General features: G+C 31.7%; 20 protein-coding genes. 13 read left to right on the top strand and 7 right to left on the bottom strand.

Translation table 11 applies throughout. The features are described 5' to 3' along the window. Nucleotides 1–24: 24 nt before the first annotated feature. Together D1818_RS21060 and D1818_RS21055 are read right to left on the bottom strand one after the other, a co-directional pair. On the bottom strand, nt 25–864 hold the full coding sequence (locus tag D1818_RS21060) for a hypothetical protein (protein WP_118461526.1): 840 nt from the start codon (nt 862–864) through the stop codon (nt 25–27). A gap of 51 nt (nt 865–915) precedes the next feature. Further along, a complete protein-coding gene (locus D1818_RS21055; RefSeq protein WP_118461524.1) occupies nt 916–1,692 on the bottom strand; it encodes a hypothetical protein in 777 nt (258 codons plus the stop codon). Between the two features lie 265 nt (nt 1,693–1,957). On the opposite strand from D1818_RS21055, the gene D1818_RS21050 reads away from it, so the two are divergent. The 4 genes from D1818_RS21050 (at nt 1,958) to D1818_RS21030 (ending at nt 5,047) form a co-directional block, all read left to right on the top strand. Then, on the top strand, nt 1,958–2,626 hold the full coding sequence (locus D1818_RS21050; protein WP_118461522.1) for a hypothetical protein: 669 nt from the start codon (nt 1,958–1,960) through the stop codon (nt 2,624–2,626). A 661-nt stretch (nt 2,627–3,287) separates the two neighbouring features. After that, nucleotides 3,288–4,049 carry a sensor histidine kinase gene (locus D1818_RS21040; protein ID WP_158597027.1) on the top strand — a complete coding sequence of 254 codons (762 nt, stop codon included), beginning with the start codon at nt 3,288–3,290 and terminating at the stop codon, nt 4,047–4,049. Further along, the gene (locus tag D1818_RS21035) at nt 4,039–4,674 is read left to right on the top strand and encodes a response regulator transcription factor (protein ID WP_118461516.1); all 636 of its coding nucleotides are present in this window, start codon (nt 4,039–4,041) and stop codon (nt 4,672–4,674) included. The genes D1818_RS21040 and D1818_RS21035 overlap by 11 nt, the downstream gene beginning before the upstream one ends. Nucleotides 4,675–4,795: 121 nt before the next feature. Next, a complete protein-coding gene (locus D1818_RS21030; RefSeq protein ID WP_118461514.1) occupies nt 4,796–5,047 on the top strand; it encodes a DUF6576 domain-containing protein in 252 nt (83 codons plus the stop codon). A 5-nt stretch (nt 5,048–5,052) separates the two neighbouring features. Here D1818_RS21030 and D1818_RS21025 read toward each other — a convergent pair whose 3' ends face one another. Then, a complete protein-coding gene (locus tag D1818_RS21025) occupies nt 5,053–6,315 on the bottom strand; it encodes a hypothetical protein (RefSeq protein WP_118461512.1) in 1,263 nt (420 codons plus the stop codon). A 214-nt stretch (nt 6,316–6,529) separates the two neighbouring features. Here D1818_RS21025 and D1818_RS21020 point away from each other — a divergent pair, with 214 nt between their 5' ends. After that, entirely contained in the window at nt 6,530–7,111 is a 582-nt protein-coding gene (locus D1818_RS21020; RefSeq protein WP_118461510.1) for a DUF1287 domain-containing protein, read from the top strand. 46 nt (nt 7,112–7,157) lie between these two features. Here D1818_RS21020 and D1818_RS21015 read toward each other — a convergent pair whose 3' ends face one another. The 3 genes from D1818_RS21015 to D1818_RS21005 form a co-directional block, all read right to left on the bottom strand. Next, a complete protein-coding gene (locus D1818_RS21015) occupies nt 7,158–8,909 on the bottom strand; it encodes an alpha-keto acid decarboxylase family protein (RefSeq protein WP_118461508.1) in 1,752 nt (583 codons plus the stop codon). A gap of 12 nt (nt 8,910–8,921) precedes the next feature. Continuing rightward, complete coding sequence (locus D1818_RS21010) at nt 8,922–10,667, bottom strand: FAD-dependent oxidoreductase (RefSeq protein ID WP_118461506.1); 1,746 nt, start codon at nt 10,665–10,667, stop codon at nt 8,922–8,924. Nucleotides 10,668–10,802: 135 nt separating this feature from the next. Beyond that, nucleotides 10,803–11,456, bottom strand: coding sequence for a uracil-DNA glycosylase family protein (locus D1818_RS21005; RefSeq protein ID WP_118461503.1), 654 nt, complete (start codon nt 11,454–11,456; stop codon nt 10,803–10,805). A 605-nt stretch (nt 11,457–12,061) separates the two neighbouring features. Between D1818_RS21005 and D1818_RS21000 the strand changes: the two genes are divergently transcribed. From D1818_RS21000 to D1818_RS20980, 5 genes are all read left to right on the top strand, one after another. Continuing rightward, on the top strand, nt 12,062–13,012 hold the full coding sequence (locus D1818_RS21000; protein WP_120752571.1) for a transglutaminase domain-containing protein: 951 nt from the start codon (nt 12,062–12,064) through the stop codon (nt 13,010–13,012). A gap of 200 nt (nt 13,013–13,212) precedes the next feature. Then, a complete protein-coding gene (locus D1818_RS20995; RefSeq protein WP_118461499.1) occupies nt 13,213–14,115 on the top strand; it encodes a DUF4259 domain-containing protein in 903 nt (300 codons plus the stop codon). An 81-nt stretch (nt 14,116–14,196) separates the two neighbouring features. Continuing rightward, on the top strand, nt 14,197–14,685 hold the full coding sequence (locus tag D1818_RS20990) for a hypothetical protein (RefSeq protein WP_118461497.1): 489 nt from the start codon (nt 14,197–14,199) through the stop codon (nt 14,683–14,685). A 190-nt stretch (nt 14,686–14,875) separates the two neighbouring features. Next, the gene (locus tag D1818_RS20985) at nt 14,876–15,409 is read left to right on the top strand and encodes a DUF6584 family protein (RefSeq protein ID WP_118461495.1); all 534 of its coding nucleotides are present in this window, start codon (nt 14,876–14,878) and stop codon (nt 15,407–15,409) included. Nucleotides 15,410–15,599: 190 nt separating this feature from the next. Further along, the gene (locus D1818_RS20980; RefSeq protein ID WP_162897293.1) at nt 15,600–16,223 is read left to right on the top strand and encodes a toxin-antitoxin system YwqK family antitoxin; all 624 of its coding nucleotides are present in this window, start codon (nt 15,600–15,602) and stop codon (nt 16,221–16,223) included. Between the two features lie 292 nt (nt 16,224–16,515). On the opposite strand, the gene D1818_RS20975 is transcribed toward D1818_RS20980, so the two are convergent. After that, the gene (locus tag D1818_RS20975; protein ID WP_118461491.1) at nt 16,516–17,571 is read right to left on the bottom strand and encodes an IS110 family transposase; all 1,056 of its coding nucleotides are present in this window, start codon (nt 17,569–17,571) and stop codon (nt 16,516–16,518) included. A 257-nt stretch (nt 17,572–17,828) separates the two neighbouring features. On the opposite strand from D1818_RS20975, the gene D1818_RS20970 reads away from it, so the two are divergent. The 3 genes from D1818_RS20970 (at nt 17,829) to D1818_RS20955 (ending at nt 20,489) form a co-directional block, all read left to right on the top strand. After that, on the top strand, nt 17,829–18,620 hold the full coding sequence (locus tag D1818_RS20970; RefSeq protein WP_158596991.1) for an SH3 domain-containing protein: 792 nt from the start codon (nt 17,829–17,831) through the stop codon (nt 18,618–18,620). Nucleotides 18,621–18,868: 248 nt separating this feature from the next. After that, a complete protein-coding gene (locus D1818_RS20960) occupies nt 18,869–19,762 on the top strand; it encodes a DUF6882 domain-containing protein (RefSeq protein WP_120752529.1) in 894 nt (297 codons plus the stop codon). A gap of 274 nt (nt 19,763–20,036) precedes the next feature. Next, nucleotides 20,037–20,489, top strand: a complete 453-nt coding sequence (locus D1818_RS20955) for a hypothetical protein (protein ID WP_118461482.1) — start codon at nt 20,037–20,039, stop codon at nt 20,487–20,489. The last annotated feature ends 331 nt before the right edge of the window (nt 20,490–20,820 follow it).

Below are 20,820 nucleotides of genomic sequence, written 5' to 3'. Positions count from 1 at the left end.
TCAATTAATTATCTTAAAATATAATTAATACTCTCCAAACTCTTTTGACCAATACTGCATTCCGTAGCGAGCAGTAGCCATCGTAGAAAGCACTATTTGTTTGTCTTTCCTTTCCAAAATGCTATTAACAATTAATTCTTCTGCCTGCAACGAATAATCTACAAACTCTTGAATATTATTTGAGTTTTCGAGAATCTTATAATACGGCTTAAGGATCTCGTAAACCAATTCCGTAATAAAGCCCTTTTCAAATTTATATTCTAATCCTCCTAACAGCCCATAAGTTTCTAATAAATCACTGCTAAACATTAGTTTTTCATTAGCTTCGTCTAGAGAGAAATTTTCATAATCAGAATAATCTCCCACATTATTATCTGAAAGAAACTCTTTGGTCGCTTCATAAAATTGTTCATTATCAAAGTCTTCTCCATTTAGATATCGCTCTGGATTTACTAACACATTATCTATAGAAGAGTAATGCCAATATCCGTAAGAATCATATGGATTTGTTTGGTTAGGATCAATTTGTCCAGTTGTAGAACCATTTGGATCAATATTAGTTAAAGTACTTTGCTGGCTATTGTATTCCTTAACAGATGCTGCAGCTGCTACTAGTGTAACCGAAAGAACTGTAGAACTAGGATCTGCAGATTCTCCTGCTCCTGCTGCAACATCCGCTATTGCGACTTTTTTCCAATCCGTATCTTTTTTTCCAAAATCATTTATAAAAAATCTTTCGGATAATTTAGTCATCTGATCCACGATAGACTCTTTTTGTTGAACTTCTTCGTTTATTTCGTTATCCTTTGTGCAAGCAATTATTGTAAAAATTGCACATATAACAGTTATTAATTTAGTTTTCATGATTTGTATTTTTAAAAGTTATTCTTGTTAGAAATTTCATTTTTTTTGTGACTATCTATCCCATACTCTAAAAGAAGAAGCTTGATCGTTCCAAGATTTTCTCCAAAACCACCAACCTGATAAAGTAGCTGTTCTTAAGTCAAATACCCCAGCATGAGCCACACTAGGCATAAAACTAAAGGTATAGCTACGCCCTCTAAAGCAGCCATGTTCAAATAGATATACTGAAGTAGTACTCCCAAATTGCTTCCTTACTTCAAAAGATGATAATCTATCATTTAATCCACCCAAGTCGAAATCTTGTCTAAAAGAGATATTATTCTGGCGAATAAAAGTCATTTCATTTTGTAAAAAAATATCATGATAGAATCGCACACTAGCCTCACCGTTCATAGTATGATCATAACAAAAAGACTTGTTTTTCTTACTTTGGCGAGTAACCAAAGTCTTTTCTTCTTCGTTTTGGTATTCTTTTAACTCTTCAAATGAGTCAAATACAACAATATCAATAACATCTTTTGATTCAGCCTCCGTTTCCGTTATGGGGAAATACAATGCCTGTTCTGGATTTTCTTTTCCAAATACTTCTTCTGCCATTGCAATATCACCTTCAACTTCTAGTACTTCTTCTCCTTTGGTATCAAATGTATAGACTACAGAGAATTTTTCACTTTTGTAAGTATAGTTATGCGTTACCTCTATCACGGCATTTTCCGTCTTTTGTTCCCCTTTGACTTCTTCTACGAACCCATCTTCTTCTTTTTCACAACTTGTAAAAAACAAAAGACTTGTAATAATTGATAGTGTAATGATTTTAAAATTTTTCATAATAAATGGTTTTAAGATTCCCTACTCTTACGATTTTCGGTTTCCTCGATCACCGTGCACTGTGATTACTTTTTGTTAACAGGAACAAAATTCAAGTTTTTTAAGTATCTAGATTGACCCTATAGAACCTTAACTTCTTATTTTATCAACCTTTATTTTTTAGGTTATTTAACCCTATTAAATCAGGTTCTTTTTTATTGCCAATACAACAATAGATTTTCGTTATTTGTAAGACATAATTTTCAACCTTTAAACCATCAAACAAATGATTTCTACAATACTCTTAGCTACCGTAGCCATTGGTTTTATTACTTATGCTTATTTTCATCCTCCTAAAAATTTTCTATCCTCCACTAAAAAGGACACTATTTGTATGAATTATGCGAATGAAACCTTTAGTGAACTAAAGGTCAATCTTGTTCATAACATGGCTAACGGCTATAAACAAAATCAGCTTAAACATATCAAAGCTGTAATGAAAGATGATGCACATTCTATATCATTTGAATTAGAAACACTAAAAAGATTTATTTATCATGTGGAGATCAATGCGAAAAGAAATGGTGTTTCTAAAGAAAGTTTAGGTTTACGTATGTACTATTCTCGTTATCCAGAAATAGAAACGTGGAGTAATCAATATGATGATCTTAAAGATTTTTTAAATGACACAACAACAGAAAAATTTCAACAACGTCATACTTTAGTAATGATACCAACATTACTAAAAAAGGGAGTGCATATGGACTTCAATCCTTTGCATAAAGAAACTTATACTGAAAAAATGAGTTTATTCTCTGAATATCAATCCACCAATACCACAAATTCAATTCCCGCTCTGACCCTGACTAAAAGATCAGATCCAGACTATAACACAACTGCTCAAAATCATGGAAGTCTTATTCCTCCAGCTGATGGCAGTGGAGAATCTTTTTAATATAAATTATGCCCGACTATTATTATATTTTAAAACCAGTCCTATTATTAGCGGAAATTATTGCTGCAATAGTAGGATTGATTTATCTCCCCAGATTAAAAAAGAGTTACTGGAGATTTTTTATATATTATCTGATTGTGATAGCTATACAAGAAATCTTCTGGCATTTTTTTACAAATTTTGATCCTAAAATAAAACAATATTACTATGCCTACTTTGGTATACCTTTACAGTACATTTTCTTCTTTTGGTTATATGGAGCTAAATCTTTAAATCGCAAAAAAACCTTTATTGTTTGTACTGTATTGTATTTGCTTACTTACCTTCCAATACAGTTGTTTTTTAAAAAATTGTATGTGGTTTACTCTCTTAATCCTAGCATTGGAACTATATTTTTAATTTTTTTAGTTCTACTAGAGTTTTTAAAACAAATTAAGAATGATAGCATACTGTATTTTAGACATAATAAAATGTTTTATATAAATCTTGGCGTAATTCTTTTATACATTGGTACTTTTCCTTTGTTTTGTTTTTATCAACTATTACGAAACCAGTATAGAGAAATTTGGACAATTTACTATGCATATTTTTTGATAGCTAATATAATTATGTACTCACTATTCACGATATCATTTATATGGGGGAAACATCGTTTAAAATAATGCTCATTTTGTTTAATATCATCTTTGTGGCTTTTGTTGCAGGGATTGTATTATTTATATTCCAATATCGAATAAAGAAAAAAGAGCATAATAAACAACTTCAGTATAAGGATGAAACCCATAAGAAGGAACTTCTTAAAACTCAAATGGAGATTCAAACCAATACTATGACCCATATTGGTCAAGAAATACATGATAGTGTTGGGCAAAAGCTGACTTTAGCTAGTTTATATCTGAAACAATTACCCATTGCAGATTTTGATCAGCTTCAAGGAAATTCCATTCAATCTATAAATGAAATTATTGATGACTCTCTAGAAGAGCTAAGAGAAATTTCTAAATCATTGACTAATAACAATATACAAAACAATGATATTATTTCATTAATTGAACAATTATGTGCTAGAATAAACAACCTTAATAAATGTAGTATTAATTTTGAGTACAATAAGAAAGTTTATTTAGATACTAATGCAACTAAGACTGTTATTTTTAGAATCATTCAAGAGTTTGTACAAAACAGTATTAAACATTCTAAATGTGACTTAATTACAATCAATCTAGACCAAAATGAAAATAATATTGTATTATCATTAAAAGATAATGGAATTGGTTTTAACATAAACACTTCTATAGAAAAAGGTATTGGTCTAAAAAACTTTAGAAAAAGAGCAGAATTGATAAAAGCGAAACTTGAATATACTAGTGAAATTGAAAAAGGAACACAACTAACATTAGAACTAGTCAATTATGAATCATAATATTGTTATTGTAGATGATCATGTTCTTATTGCCAATGCTTTGGCAGAAATCATCTCAAAATTCAAAAATTTTAATGTAATATACACCTGTGAAAACGGAGTTGATTTACAACAAAAGTTACCTTCTTCTATCAAACCGGATATTATTTTATTGGATATCAGCATGCCAGAGATGGATGGTTTTGAAACCTCTTTATGGTTACAGAAAAATTACCCTGATATTTTAATTATGGCACTTAGCATGCAGAATGATGATGCCAGTTTGATAAAGATGATCAAAAATGGAGCAAAAGGTTATATGTTAAAAAATATTCAACCTTCTGAATTAGAACAATCTCTAGAAATGATTATTAAAAAAGGGAGATACTTTCCTGAGTGGGCCGCTATTAAAGTTTTTGACTCTCTTAATACTGATGATACCGACGACACTAACAACATTAAACTGTCTGATAGAGAGATAGAGTTTCTTAAATACTCAACCACGGAAATGAGTTATAAAGAAATAGCTGAGAAAATGTTTTGTAGTCCTCGTACTGTAGAAAATTACAGGGATAGTTTATTTTCAAAATTAAGACTCAAAACTAGAGTTGGTTTAGCTGTTTATGCAATAAAAAATGGTTTCTAGCATAAAAAACGGATGAAATCAGATGTATTTCAAAGAAACATAAACTAACTTTTATTTTATTTTTTTAATCCTTGGATTTTTATAAAATTTGTTCTCAGACAATATTTTACAACTATATTTTATGTCCATTCCTTTACTAATTGCTATAATTCTCATTTTTGTTTTTATCAAATGGCTCAAACCTGATTTTTTGCAATTCAAGAAAAACATCCAACAAAAACCAGAAGGATTATTAGATATTGATGATCGCTACAATGTTAATAAAATTGAAAAGGAAAAAGAATTAAATCGCTTATTGGATAAAATAAACAATCAAGGAATAGACAAGCTTAGCAAATCAGAAAAAGAAAGATTAGAAGAGTTATCGAAGTAAGACTATTATTCTTTTGTAAATAAACTACCTAAGAATTTTTCTAATTTTTCTCTTTTTAATTGCTGAACATTTAGTTTGATTTTTGTAATAAAACCATACGAATCACCATCAATTCCGACTGCACCGGAAATATACAATTTATTTTTTTCATCCAATCGTATTTTATGAAGATCAATAATTGGATACTTCAGAAAAATAGATGCCACCCCATCAACACCATAGTCAGTATCTACATCACCATTACTTAGTAGTTTTTTAATTAGTATTTCGAACTCACTATCTAAACTTTTAGAAATAATAAAAACTTCTCCTACTTCATTCACTACAAAATCAGAGTTATAAATATCTGTACTATACCCCATTTTTCCAGCGTCTAGAAAAGAGTTATCTAGATTTCCTTTCTCGCCATATTTACGAATGCGATACACACCTTCTGCTTCATTTTCTATCTGAGATGTATATAGTTTAGAATTTGAAAAAACGATATGATCAAAAGATTGATAATCTTCTTCTATAGTAAGGCAGTATAGGTTATTAGACGCCATCTGACTACTGTCGAACCCCGCTAAATAAGTTGATTGTTCCTCTCCATTATCTACTGACTCAGAATACCCAAGTAACAAATAGTCATCTTCCATTGCAGAACAATTTAATGTAAAATGATGATCATCGTATAAACTAGATGATAAGGTTTCTCCTATATCCGAAAGCTTTAGGATGGCAATTTTTTCTTCCTCTTTCGAAGTGCTAAACCCTCTAACTTTAGCAACAACAATTATTTCATCACTAGATGATGCATAAATGTATTGACCATAATTATCATCTAGGTTGTCCAGTATATTCTTTTTATATACTCCACTACTTCCGAATTCGTCGTTAACACTTCCATCTTCATAAAATCCATTTATAGAAATCATCCAACTATGTTCATCCCAAAAATTAGATAAAACTAAAATGCTTCCATCTGATCTAGAACTCATAGCTATTGGTATCGTATTTTGATCAACTAAATCAGTAGAAGTTATATCAAAATTAATATCTTTTGCACCATTCTCATGAAGACGTACTAAGTTTTTTTTAGCATCCGCCTCATAGAGGACGTTAATTTTATCCTCTTCGATTACATCAAAATCAATTATATGAGAAGAAATCATTCCTAACTCTTTAAATAACAGCAATCCATTTCTAGAAAACTCGTTATCTATCTGCTGAGAATAGCAATCGGTTAGGATGCAAAAAGAAAAAATAAATACTTGGTAAATTCTCATAACGAAATATCGTAGTAACTTTTAATTAGTCACCTTCGCAAAAAGAGGTATATTCAGAAAAGAAGATTAGGGGGACAAAACAAACTAATACAATTTACATAAAGTAATCAGTTTATTTTTAATCAGGACCAAAAAAAAGAATTATTATATTATAATGCAAGATTTTTCTTAATAATAAAAAATTAATTTTGTTAACATTGTCAAAACAAAACCTATGAACAAGCAAATCATACGCTTACTATTTTTTATAGTTTCTTTATCTCTTTTTGCTCAGGAGGATTTTTATCATCAATTGTCTGATGCTTCCTTATCATTGACTAAACAAGACGTAACATATGATCCTGCATACTTCTCTATCGAATATCCTAACGGAGATGTTCCTAGTAATAAAGGTGTATGCACAGATGTAGTAATCAGAGCATATCGAAAATTAGGTATTGATCTCCAAAAAGAAGTTCATGAAGATATGAAAGTTAATTTTGGTCTATATCCTAAAAATTGGGGGCTATCAAAAACTGATAAAAATATTGATCATAGGCGAGTTCCGAATCTTATGAAGTTCTTTTCTCGATTTGGCAAGGTGAAATCTATTTCTAAGAATTCGGAGGATTATGTACCTGGAGATATTATATGTTGGAGTTTAGGCGGTGGACTTACCCATATTGGATTAGTAGTTGATAAAAAATCTGAAGATCAACGCAGATATTTAATCGTTCACAACATAGGAGGAGGACAGGTATTAGCCGACTGTCTATTTGACTATAAAATTATTGGGCATTATAGATATAAAAAGTAACCCTAAAAATCAAGCATAATTGATATTAGGATTACTTCTTTAGTATTTAACACAATGACCAATCTGGATTTAATGTTTCATCTTCTCCTGCTTTTTTGGTTCTATACTGAATCGAATCAGGAATATCGGTTTTGGGAATATGAACATGTACAATGAAATTATCATTAGGGTGTTTATCAATTTGTTGTAATGCTGTATCCAACTCCTCTTGTGTTTTAACTTCTAGCCCAATTCCTCCAAAAGCATCCGTAAGCTTAGCGTATTTCCAATTATTTAAATCATTGTATGGATATACTTTATTTAGATCTTCTTGTGGATAGTCAATCTTATCTTTTCCTCTGAATGGATTTGGATTGACCAACATTTGTTCGATCCCGTATATTTTATTGTCTAATACAAAAACCACTGTATTCTGTTTTAGGTGATGCTGTGTAGAAACTGCTTGACAAGTTTCCTGGAAAGCACCATCTCCCACAAACACCATCACTCTTTGATCAGGTGCTGCGCATTTAACTCCTATAGCTGCTGGAACAGAATATCCAATAGACAACCAATTGGCCTGTGCGATAAATGTATTCGGTTTCCCTCTATGTAATCCCTGAGCTCCAAGTAAAGGGAATCCTGCATCAACAACTACCGTATTAGAAGCTGTGATATAGCTATTCATTTTTGTAAAAAATCGATCATATGTTAACTCATCAGAAGTTTGAACTTGCATTGATTTTTTAAGATTATTACTGATGGCAGCATCCATAGAGAACTTGATAAACTTCTCTTTACGCTGTATCAACTCCTCTCTAAGTGCATCAATAAATGCCTCTAATGACATATTTGCATAGAACTTTGCACCTACTCTAATTCCAGAATGATTTGCCAATACAGTATTATCATCCCAAATATTAAATCCGCCTAAGTTTTTGCCAGTGGTCCAGGCACCTATTCCGATTTTAGATCCTGCTTTCGTAAATCTTTCGTAAACATCATCCGGAGAAGCATTTCCATTAAAAACACCTTTAAATAATGGATGATCTTCAGAAACAATGGATTTACCCATAATAGAGGTTGTAAACTCGATATCTGTATCTTCTACAAGTTGTAAAAACTTCTTCTGAAGTCCTTTACGTTGAATCTCTACTCCTGCCCAAAAAATTGGTTTGTCTTTTGCTTCGATCAAATCGGCAGTTGCACTGGCTGCACTTTTTGCAGTGGATATACACAGATCACTATGTTTTCGGGTAATAGGACGATCCGGAATATCGCATTCCGAACGCCAAACATCTTCAAAAACCTCTAAATAAACAGGTCTACCATAACTAATCATAGCATTTAACACACCATCTATTTTATAAGGTGCTTCTCCTCCTCCTGTAACTTGTTCCGCAGCAACAGTTATATTCCGAAAAACATTAATATTACTATACATATCTCCAGTCATATGCGAAGCCATCAAACCTTCTCCAAGGTTTTTTGATTGTTCTGCATTTGTCGGAGCTCCATTAATCACTAGTACAGGATTATGTTCTACATAAGAACCTGCTACTGGATTCAAGACACTAAATGCTCCAACACCATAGGTAACTGCCACAGCACCGATACCTTTTAGTCTGGCATAGGCATCTACGCAGTGTCCTGCATTTATTTCATTAGTATTCCCTATAATCTTAATTTTAGCTTTCGGATCCTCAATAATTGTATTTAGAAAGGGTGCCGAATAATTTCCTGCAACACCAAAAACCGTATCTAATCCAAGTTCTTCAAGTCGAAGTTGTAGATATTTTGCTACTGTTATTTTACTCATGATACTAGATTTTTAAAATTCTACAGGTGTTTCATTCACTTCTAGTGCTGCTCGAATACCAGATTCGATAGCTCCTTCTATCCACGCATGCTTTAAGGATGTGTGTTCTCCTGCAAAATGTGCTTTTCCTTCCCATTCAGGTTTTTCTATAGCTCCTTGTAATAAATTTAATTGTCCTGGAGTAAAAATAGCTGCTTCTCCAAAAGCATACGGATTCTGCATCCAGGATACCGTTGCTGCTCCTTTTATCCCATCTACATACTCTGGATCTTCTGGTGTATCTGGATTGAAGACAGATAAGGATTTAATTCTTCTTTGTTCTTCTAAATTATCTGGTGCATGTGCTACAGCAATATTATCTAATGCATATATATAACGGTCCTTATGACTCATAGAATCCCATTTTCTGGCATCATCTGCCCAACAATAGCATGCTAGCATTAATCCATTTCCTTCTCTATTTATATGTTGGCTTGGATAATAAATAAATCGATTAGACAAATCAGTAATAGTTCCACCTCCCACAATATTATATGGATCTTTTTCCCACCAGCGCTCTGTAAATTCTATCAATACTTTAGTAGCAGAATCATAATGCAGTTCTCGAATGGCTTTTCTCTTATCCTGAGAGAATTTAGGCCATACGTGCACCATTCTGAAAGCCGAGAAAGGTATCGTTACTATAACCTCATCAAACTCCATTTCACTTACCGGTACTTCCTGTTTTTTAAACCCTATTTTTTCATAATAGGATGGATCTCGCTTGATTTCTATTTCTGTAGAGATTCTTACTTTTCCATCTCTTAGATAGAGGTCTGTCATTTTGGTATCCAGATGAGTGATATCCTTTAACTCATGTTTTTCATAAAAAGATTCAGTAATAACATCTGTTCCTCCAACTACCTGCCAAAAAATAGTATCATTTTTAATAATATTCACCTCGATAAAACTCTGTAGAAAGTCATACGACATACGCGATTCTATATTTTGGATTACCGCGATCATCTCTATAGCATTCTCTGAGTAATTAGTGAATTCTTTGAGAAAGCGACGCATGGAGTATTCTCCTAGTTTCTCAATCAGTTTGGGCCAATTTGCAACTGGATCAATAGCGATAAAATCTTTAAGCGGCTGTAATGCATTATGAAGCAAAATATTAGCTGCTTGATTTTCGTCCGGAACATTTGGATCTTTATTCGTTTGTACATGATAATCCAACAATTTATTGATATCAGCACCTTCTTTATAATACTCACTCTGAACTACTTGTTCATAGTTCACAAATAACAATGAATTGAATGTTTTCTCAGGAAATGTGGCGCTATCTTTTTCATAGTTTACATAATTCTGTTCTTTATTTTTTAGCGCTTCTTCTTTATCTACAGAAACATAATAAAATGGTTCTAAAGGAACCTTTAGCTGCTTACAATACTCCAGCACCATATTATGAAAGTTTGGCAAACGCATGGCTCCTGCCTCGGCATATAATGCGTTATCTTCCCAATACTTCTTTCCTTTAGCATTCCTAAAAGTTTTTACCCTTCCTCCAATTCGGGTATTTGCTTCTACGATGGTAACATTATGTCTCGATTGTCTTAAGGCAGAAGCTGCGACCATTCCTGCCATCCCGGCTCCTACAACCAGTACATCTTTTTTCTTCCCTTTGGCTTTGGGAAATCCTGTTTTAATATATTCTAAATATTTCTGAACGATTGGATCATTGTCCTCATCTAATAAACTATGTAAGTATGTTTTCATGAAAAGTGTTTTAGTGCGGTGATAAACCACAGGGAATTAATATGATGTATGTTATGCATAAGCATACTACAATTTACTCCATATCAGGGCGAAATGAAATAGGTATTTATACGGGAAATCAGAGGGAAAATACAGTTAAAAGAATTCTCGATACTGCATCACTCTAAAATCAATGGTATTGAATGTAGGATTTTGATTTTTCTGGTCCTTATAGGATTGTAAACTTCCTATAGATCTATTTGCTGCTCCAGAAGGTGCTGTTAGAGACACCGTTTTTATTGTTCTTTCTTCTAACTGAAAGCTATGTATTCTGGGAATGTCATTCGACACCAATGCTAACTGTAATTGGTAGTCTTTAAGATGTTTTCTAAAGAAATATTCCGGGCCATTTTTACTATTACCACCTGTAAATAGAAGTGTATCGATTTTAGGATACTGATGCAAATATGACACTACGTCTCTAAGTTCTATGTATTGCATTCCCAGGTCTGAAGCATCAATTTTATCTCGTTTACAACTATGGACGATATCACAAACTCCTATTCCTCTAGATGCTAAGAAATTCTTACGCTGATTTACAGCTCCTAAGGTAGTTTCAAATTTTAGATTTAAGTCAAAAATACGATCCAAAACTGGCCATAGTAATCCACTGATACTGCCATAACAAAAATCAACATCTCCTTTTTTTAGTTCTCCTGAAGTAAAGCGTGGTGGCGGCAAAGTTCCTACTATTAATTTAGTAGCTCCCTCAGGAAAAAAAGGTTCGTATGGATGGGTGTGTTGGAACAATACGGAATAACGATTTATGAATTATGAGTTACGAAGGTAGCAAGATTTATGAAATAGTAGTGAGTATTAAGTATTAAGTAATGAGTACAAAGTAGTGAGGAGTTAATGAGTGGTGAGTTTGTGAGAAATGAGAAGACAGGAGAAAAGAAGGTTGAGGACTGAGGCTCCTCCTGAGGCGGACAAGTCTCGAAGTCCGAAGTCCGAAATTCCCCCTTCGAAGGGGGTTAGGAGGATGTTGTTTATGAGTAGTTAGCACAAAGTAAAGAGTATTAAGTAATGAGTAATGAGAAGACAGGAGAAAAGAAGTTAATGAGGGCTGAGGCTCCTCCTGAGGCGGACAAGTCTCGAAGTCCGAAGTCCGAAGTCCGAAGACCAAAACCCGATAGCCAATAATCCCCCTAATTCTTAACAGAATCAAAGTAGATAATCCATAGAATCACTATACAATTTTGTTATATGGGGAATTTTACGCTATTTTTAGAATCTATATAAAAATTAACCGTAGAATTAAACGTTTATTAAACGTTTAATTCTACGGTTATCAACAAACATAAAAAGGATATATAGTTACTTTTGGTGACTATATACAATTGTTACCACCAATTATGAAAAAGCTTCTAGCAATGTTAATCCTTTTGCTTTCTTTTAACCAATCATGGTCTCAAACAACATTGACTAAAAATATTATAGAGGAATTAAATAAAAAGAATTTATCGCTACCAGAATTAATTGACTATGCAAAAAACAACATTGCAAATGATATAGAAAGAGCAAGGTTTTTCTATCATTGGATTAGTAACAATATTGAATATGATTTTGAAGTTAAGGATAGACTAGATTCTAGTATATATACTGAAGAAGATTACATCAATAATACAAATCCAAATAAAGTCTTTGAACGGAAAAAAGCAGTTTGCGCTGGTTATTCCGAACTTTTTAAGTGGTTTATGCTTGAATTAAATATAGAAACCGTTATAGTGAGTGGATATATTAGGCATCTTACAAACCCATATGTCGAACCTGAGTTGGATCAAAGTTTCAGTCACGCTTGGAATGTTAGCAAAATAAATGATCAATGGTTAATTATAGATACAACTTGGGCTCAGCAGTTCGAGACCAATGTTCCAGATTTCTATTTTAATATTAGCCCCAAAAACGCAATTATTACTCATTTTCCATCTGATAACAAATGGCAATTATTAGAAAAACCATTAACATTGACTGAATTCAATGCTTCTCAATATTTAGATCCGCTTTACTTTTTAACAGGTTTCTCCGAAAAACCAAGTTTAAAACAAGATGAAAAATTCTATTACTTTGTCTATAAAAATAACCCTAACAAAAATTGGCTTGTAAGATTACAATTTGGAACTGATAGTATAAATTACCAATCTGTTCTGGGAATAGAGGTTATCAAACAAGATGGCTACACTTATTATAAATTTGACAAAAAACAAATCCCAGAAAAAACAGCTTTCAAAGTAGATTTGAATAATTTTAATGAGGAAGAACAAACTTTTACTCTATATGAAAACATTATATTATTCAAAATATGAAAAAGAACTGGTGGTAACATTATATATGAAATCAGAGCAAAGTTTAGTGATAGATCGAAAGGTTATTTCCTTTTTGCAATGGCGCTAGATTTTTATAAATTGAATAAGAAATAAAAATGCGCAGATAAATCGATTGGTTAAGGCTTGTTCCCTTGCTCCGATTCATATATTTGGCGTTAGGTAGCATAAACGAAATTAAAATGGGAGCTTGGGGAACTGGAATATTACAAAATGACACAACCGCAGATATTTGGGCTGAATATAAACACCTATATAATCTAAGTCATAGTGTTACTGAAATAAGAAAAAAATTGGAAAACGAATATAATCCTGACAATGATGAGGACGAATATGCAGATTTTTGGACGGGAATTGCACATAGTCAATGGATGTGTGGCGAATTAGAACCTGAATCGATATTAAAAGTAAAAGAGTGTATCGAAACTGGTAAAGGACTTAGTCTATGGAAAGAAAATGAAAAAGACTATAAAAAGAGAATAAAAACTTTAACAGAATTCATTGAAAAAATTCAAAAACCAAAAGAAAAGCCTTTAAAGAGGAAAAAGATTACTCTTTGTCCAGCCTATTTCACAAAAGGAGATATTGTATCTATTCAATTAGAGTCAAAGCAGTTTATTTTTGCTTTAGCTTTTGAACAAGAAAATGACGAGATAGATGGTGGTAATAGATTTGTATTTAGTTCGCTAATATCGGACTCTCTAATATCAGTTGAGGAGTTTCTTAATTCAGAAATAATGTACCTGGATAATGGAGGAGATCATAATTATCATCAAGGTTATTTTTGGAGTCAATTTCAAGCTAGAAATATGAAAAGGAAAATTAAGAGAACTAAAGTAATTGGCAAAATTACATTTGATGACTATTTAGGGTTTTCCAATTCTGTGCCGTTCGGAGATTGGAATAATATAAGTGATTTGTATAGCGAGCAAATAAAATTCCAAAAAAGTAACAATACAAGAAAGCCTTTTAAAATTTCGATAAAAGATTTTATTCAAGGTGAAAATAAAGAGTTTGAACTAAAGCTCCTCAAACACGCAAATGAACTTTGGAGAGAGCAATTAAAGAAAATAAACGCTACCTAACACTATATAACAAAACATAGTTGCCCTTCGGGACAACAACGTTTGTTATATTTACCGTTGTAGCAAATTAAAATAACCCTTATGAAGAGGAAGCATACTTTCGTAACATTAGTTGGAATTATTGCGATTATTGGAGTCATATTTTTAGTTAATTGGCGACCAAAAAAAAAATTGAATAAAAAGCATATATCGCTTGACAGTATAATAACATTTAAAAAAACAGATATAAAAAATTTAAAATTATTCATATTAGATGATTTTAAAGGTGACCCAATCATGATTTCTGATAATGATTTAATAATGATTTCAGAAAAAGCAACTTCAGAAATAATAAAAAATACAATATCAACGCTTGACTGGAAAAAATTTAATGTGGTACAACTTAAAAATGAAAATAATGCTATACATGTAAGCGGAAAATTCAAATATGGTTTTTATTCTGGATACACAAATGGAGATTTTAGTGTATTAAAAGAAAAACCTTTAACTTCTGTTGACGAAATGACAGAAATGCTACTTGCCTTCTTTGCTGGAAAAAATACTTGGGTGGATAAACATAAGAATAAATAACTTGCTACAACAAGATATATGTGATCATAGCTGATAATTGATTAATCGATTGGTTCTTGTTTATTTAGAATGGCGCATTGATTTTAAAGCTGAATAATGTATAAAATCTGCGCAGAAATGTCGATAGTTAGGTAACATTTTGCCCTGCTACGACACATATATTAAACGTTATGGTTCATTAAAAAACATTGTGAATATAAAAGATAAACTAACGAAAATAGAATCCGAAATAGATAGCGGATTGAAATTAAAAGCTGCGGACAGACTAAGGAATTTGATTAATCAATATCCCAACGAAATTGAACTATGGAATCGACTTGCTGAATTATACTATGAAAGTGGATTTTTAGATGCGGCGGGAAGATATTGGATTTTAACTGAACCAAGTGAAGATCGAATAAAAAAGTGTGTTGAAATTTATGAAAAGTCAGTTAATTATTCAGGAACAAAGATTTTACAAAATATTACTTTTCGAGGTGACAAATCTCAACTGAGTGAATTTGCTCAGAAAAAACTAACTGATTTAGAATCTGACAGTAAAAAGAAGTCAAATTATATCCCAAAATTTGTTCCTAAACTGAATAAACAAAAACGAAAAACAGAAAAACACAAAGACCCGTTGAGTAATAAATTAATCGGATTTATTTTAGGAGGATTCCTATTATCAATCCCTGTTTTTGCTATAATTGGTTTAATAAAAGTTATTGATTGGATCTTTTTCTAATAAAAAACGAAACCACAACATTATATATAAAATCAGAGCAAAGTTTAACGCTTGATCCAAAGGCTATTTCCTTTTTGCAATGGCGCTAAATTTTTATAAATTGAATAAGAAATAAAAATGCGCAAATAGATCAATTGGTTCAGGCATGCTTGCCTTGCTCCGATTCATATATTTGGCGTTGTGCATAATTATGAAAACATTACTAAAATCAATATTTCTGCTAATTATAAGTTTTTCGTGTTTTAGCCAAAATAGCGAAAAAGAAAACTTGAGTTTAGTTTTTTATGACAACTGTTCTAATCAAATAATTGAACCTGAATATGATATTTTTTCAAGTAAGGATTTAAATTATGACTACATAACTGTTTTTAAGAAAATAGATGATTGGGTTTTACAATACTCGACTTCAATCAAGACGATTAACGACACTATACGAATTCCGAAAATTCTCTTTGCTGGAGGGAATGAATTGCATTCCCAACGCTGGACTTATTTAAATTGTGATAAAGTTTGTAATGGAACAGAAACTGACTTTTATGCAAATGGAACTAAGAGGACAGAAGGAAATTATAAAAATGGAAAACCAATTGACATAAAAGAATATTGGGAAAACGGAGAATTAAGAGCTCATTACTTCTATGATAATTTCACTCTCGATTATAAAAGAGTAGATTACTATAATGAAAATGGAGATTTAGAAGAATATCAGCTCTATGAAAACAAAAAGAAAAAAACAATAATTAAAACATTCAATAAAAACGGAAAGTTGACTGAAACTCAAACTGAAAAGAAATATATTGAACGGAATAAATAACTATGCACAACAAGGGCTCCTATGAAAAGCTTTAGTCCAGTTCTTTAAAGATAGGTAATATTTTATTTTCTTACTTAAACCACTTTTTCTTTTTTAATATAACTTGCTCCGCATCCTATATGTGATCGATTCTATATAATGAAACGTCACCAGCATCTGTATGATTATAAGTTATAATAAACTCGGTCACTTGCTATAAAAATGTGATACTATTTAGATTATAGTTCACCCACGTTGTTTTGTGATACGAGCTTTAAATTTTATGAGCTTTGTTATGGTTTCTTTTATCTTTTTAGGAGACTACCCCTATCGTATAAGGAGTCTCCGTTTTTATAACTGCCAATGTTCTACTTAATAGTTTTCTTGCCACTTTGATAATAATACTCTTAACATTCTTTCCTGTGTGCTTTCGATAGTATGCCTGCATAACAGGATCAGCACGAATAGCTTGCCAAGAAGCTTCTACAAAATAACTCCGTATCAAACGATGCGCTCTTGGGGTAATACCCATCACTTTATAGTTAGCGCCACTTTGATGAATTCCAGGAGCTAATCCAACATATCCTGCCAAATGTTTTACGCTACTAAAACGTCGCAAATCCCCTAACTCACATAAGATTCCACAAGCGACAATACCACCAATACCTGGTATACTTCGTAACAACAGATAATCTTTCTTATAATGAACCTTGCAATACCTACGTAACTCCGTAGATATATCTCGTAACTCTTGATCTACAAAACGAAAAAAACGCATCCGGCTATCCAAAGTCGACTTTGCTGTTGGGTATTCAAAAACAATACCATCTAACCAACTCCGATACTTATGACTCCAATGATCATTATCAAATTCTAATGGCTCCTTAATACCAAAATATAGCAACTGCATCTTAATATAACTCTTAATCCTACGAAAATCTTTCACTAAATCATTGCGCCTTCTAAATAAACTACGAAGTTCTTCTCTTTTGATATCTGGAACAAAAATGCTCTCTAATCTACCATCTTTAAGCTCTCGACTAATTAACTGTGCATCGATCTTATCTGTCTTGGTGTGGCGCTCCTTGCCCTTACGATGTATATCAGCAGGATTCACAACAAATGAAGTCCAACCATAACTCTCGAAACAACGATGCGCATAATAACCACAACAACCTGCTTCGTAAGCAACACTTACAACATAATCAGAATAATGTTTTGAAACATAATGCAACAATTGCTCTGGATCTGGAGACATACTAAAACTCTTACCAGAAAATAGATCTGTACTGCAATGTACCTTCCAACTGCGTTTGTGAATATCAATACCAATGTATAACTTAGATGGGACGATAATTTGAGTGTTCATATCTTTAATTTTTAATGCATCTTAAAGATACTCGACTTATCGCTTTTTCATCGATGCTATAAAAAATAGGGCGGTTATTGCTAAAATAAAGGCTTGTGCTTTTTTGCAAAGTCCACCATATTTTTAAATTGTATTTTAGTAAAAAGTTAAAAATAAAATGAAAAACATGGCTAAGTGTAAAACCGAAAGTAAGTGCTTATCAACTGCCCTACTTTTCATATACTAACCGTTATGTACAATTCCTAAAAAATTGAATATTGAAGTTTAAAATCATTATAATATTAATTATTGGACTTTTTTTTTCTTGTAAGAAAAAAAAACAACAACCTAAAAAAATAGAGGAAGCTATAACATCAAAAACAGTAGAAAAACGAGAAAAATCTCGAAACTCTAAAGAATATTTTTATACCGTTGCAAATAGATTGTCTTTACGTAAAAAGCCTTCTCTAGCCGCGAAACGAATCGCTGTTTTAAAATACCTAGAACCTCTAGAAATCATAGAGAACTTTCCAAATAAAAAGGAAACCATAAGTGATAAAAAAGACGGAATTGTAAGAGGGAACTGGTGTAAAGTAAGATTATTAAACGGAATAGAAGGATATGCTTTTAATGGATATATCAAATCTTTTGAAGAATTACCTCAGAAATTAAACCCTAAAGGAATAGAACCGAATGAACTTTTAATTAATGGAAAATTAAAAACAACTACATCACTTAAATATTTTTTAGACATTATTGGGAAACCTGATAGTATTATGTCCTATGAATTAAGCAAAAAAAATGACTTCTCTGATAAAATTGAACGAGAAGATAGAGATGGTATCTTATATATTCTACAAAATATAAATGCATTTACCGATGCTAATAATGGTGATTTTCTTGATGCTGGTTATGGTGGGTGGGTCTATAACAATATTAGAATGAAATATTTTTACAAAAATGGAATTGAATATGAAGAATTAAACGGTGAAGTAAGTTTTTCTAATATAGATTTCGCAATTAATAATAATTTTATAACATATATAAGATTGATAGCTCTTCAACATTGAATATTATTGAGAAATTATTCCCTGTTCAATCTAGGAATAATGACCAATTACAATATGATTCTAAAATTCTATATGAGTTTGGAAATATCAGAGAAAAAAAAATCCCTAATGAAATTTACTATCAATTACATTGCTTACAAAAAGCAAAATCATTTAATGTATATTGGTATGATTAAAATAGCACATAACAATATGTAAAAATACATTAAAACGTATTTTACATTAATCGTTATAGCTAATTAAACAAAATGCAAAAATCAACCTTGACAATAATATTAATTATGCTTTCATTTTTTTCTAAAGGTCAATCTAACTTGGAAACTAGATTTTCAGAAGCGAACTCTGATTTGAGTTTAAGAAATATGTACCAAAGAATTGTTTGGAATATGCAACCGACAAATGAGTATTTGTTTGACCAAACGAAAGGAGAAGTTAAGTATATAATTGAGGAAAATGGATATGAAGTAATTGCAATACCAAAAATTTTAGGAACTTTTAATCTTGATGATAAAACATTTCTATGGGCGGACAAAAACTCTTCAATTAATAAAAATTTAAATGATAAAGTAGATTCGTTTAGAGAAACTTTACCAAAGAAATATCAGAAGAACAAATTCAAATCAGATACAGATTTTATTAAAGATCTACTATCGCTATTTAGTTTTCATATAGACGCCAATGGATTTGACAATCAACGTCAGGATAATACAATAATTTACTATTCACTTTTAGAGATTAGCATTTTTAAGAATGGAAAAGAAATTAAAGTGATTAAACCTAAAAATCATATTCAGGTTTTGGAGAATACAAATAACATCAGTCGGATTAGAGAGTTTCACAAAGAAAAATTAGCAGTAAACAAGCTTTATAATGATGGAGAGATTGAATCTGATGAAGCATTTAAAAGAATAAAAGAAGTCCATTTAAAATATTGGCTAAATGAAGATACGTATTTCTTCCCTTCATTGTCTTGGCCTTGCGACTTTGATGAAAAATCAATTCTTAAGTGGCTAGAGTTTAAGACTAATGATAATCGATATTTTGTTATGTATACAACTGACTTAGGATGGACAACCGAAAGTTATGCTTATGAGATTGATGTAAATGAAAAAGGAGATAAAACGATAATTAATGAATATTAAAAAAAACTAGCTACAACAATTTGTATATTGCATATGTTGACTTCAATAGGCAAATTCAACATTCAGGAAACGATATACCACAACTCATACGCAAGCCCCATACACCCCAACCCTATTCAGGCAAAGTCAAACCATCAACCATCAAAAAACCCAACTTTCCAAAAAAAAATTCCAAAAACACTGGTAACAATTCTATGGTTCCATACACAATGGTATAGTGACTCGCTACAAAAGCGGGTGTAATAAGAATACTAATTATAAAAAAATTGAACGTATGGCACAAGAGAACCAAATTAGTGTAGTCATTCCACAAGAAACTATTGATGAAGTAGCTACTAAACTACAAGAATGCAAAACTGCGTTAGCCCCTTTTTTACAGGCGTTAACCGCAAACGAACGATCAGGGCTTTTTAAAATGGGAGATAAATCCTTACCTACGGTACAAAAGGTAAAAGGATATACAGAAACCAATCCAGAGTTTATGCCAGGCTATATGGATAAAGACGAGTTCTTAAAAGATGAAACCGTAGTATCTCAATTAACACCTATTGCTAATGTGCTGGAACAATTGTTTTCTGATGTAGATGACACGCGACTATTAGCCGGCAGTGAAGCCCTACAAGCTGCATTATTGTACTACGGACAGGTAAATGAAGCCAACAAAAAAGGAGTACCTAGCGCCAAACCGATTTATGAGGATTTAAAAAAGCGGTTTTCTAAAAAATAATTTTTTCAATCAAGAAAATCCGGTAACATCACCAGAAAGATACGTCCTTGAGTCTTTCTGGTTTTTTTATGAATATCTGATACTGGAATTTGAGTATAAAACACTCGTCGTTGAGTATAAAACATTCAAAACTGAATATAAAAGACTCGAATTTGAGTATAAAACACTCAAACTTGAGTATAAATCACTCAAAATTGAGCAAAAAACATTCAAAATTGAGCAAAAAACATTCAAAATTGAGTATAAATCACTCAAATTTGAATATAACAGACGCGACCTCATTTTGGCAAACCATCAACTAATTATCAACTTTTTTACCCAGATAGCATCT

It is taken from the genome of Aquimarina sp. BL5, from assembly GCF_003443675.1.
GTDB lineage: Bacteria > Bacteroidota > Bacteroidia > Flavobacteriales > Flavobacteriaceae > Aquimarina.
The sequence above is the reverse complement of the archived record's forward strand: the minus strand, read 5'-3'. Positions and strand labels throughout refer to the sequence as shown.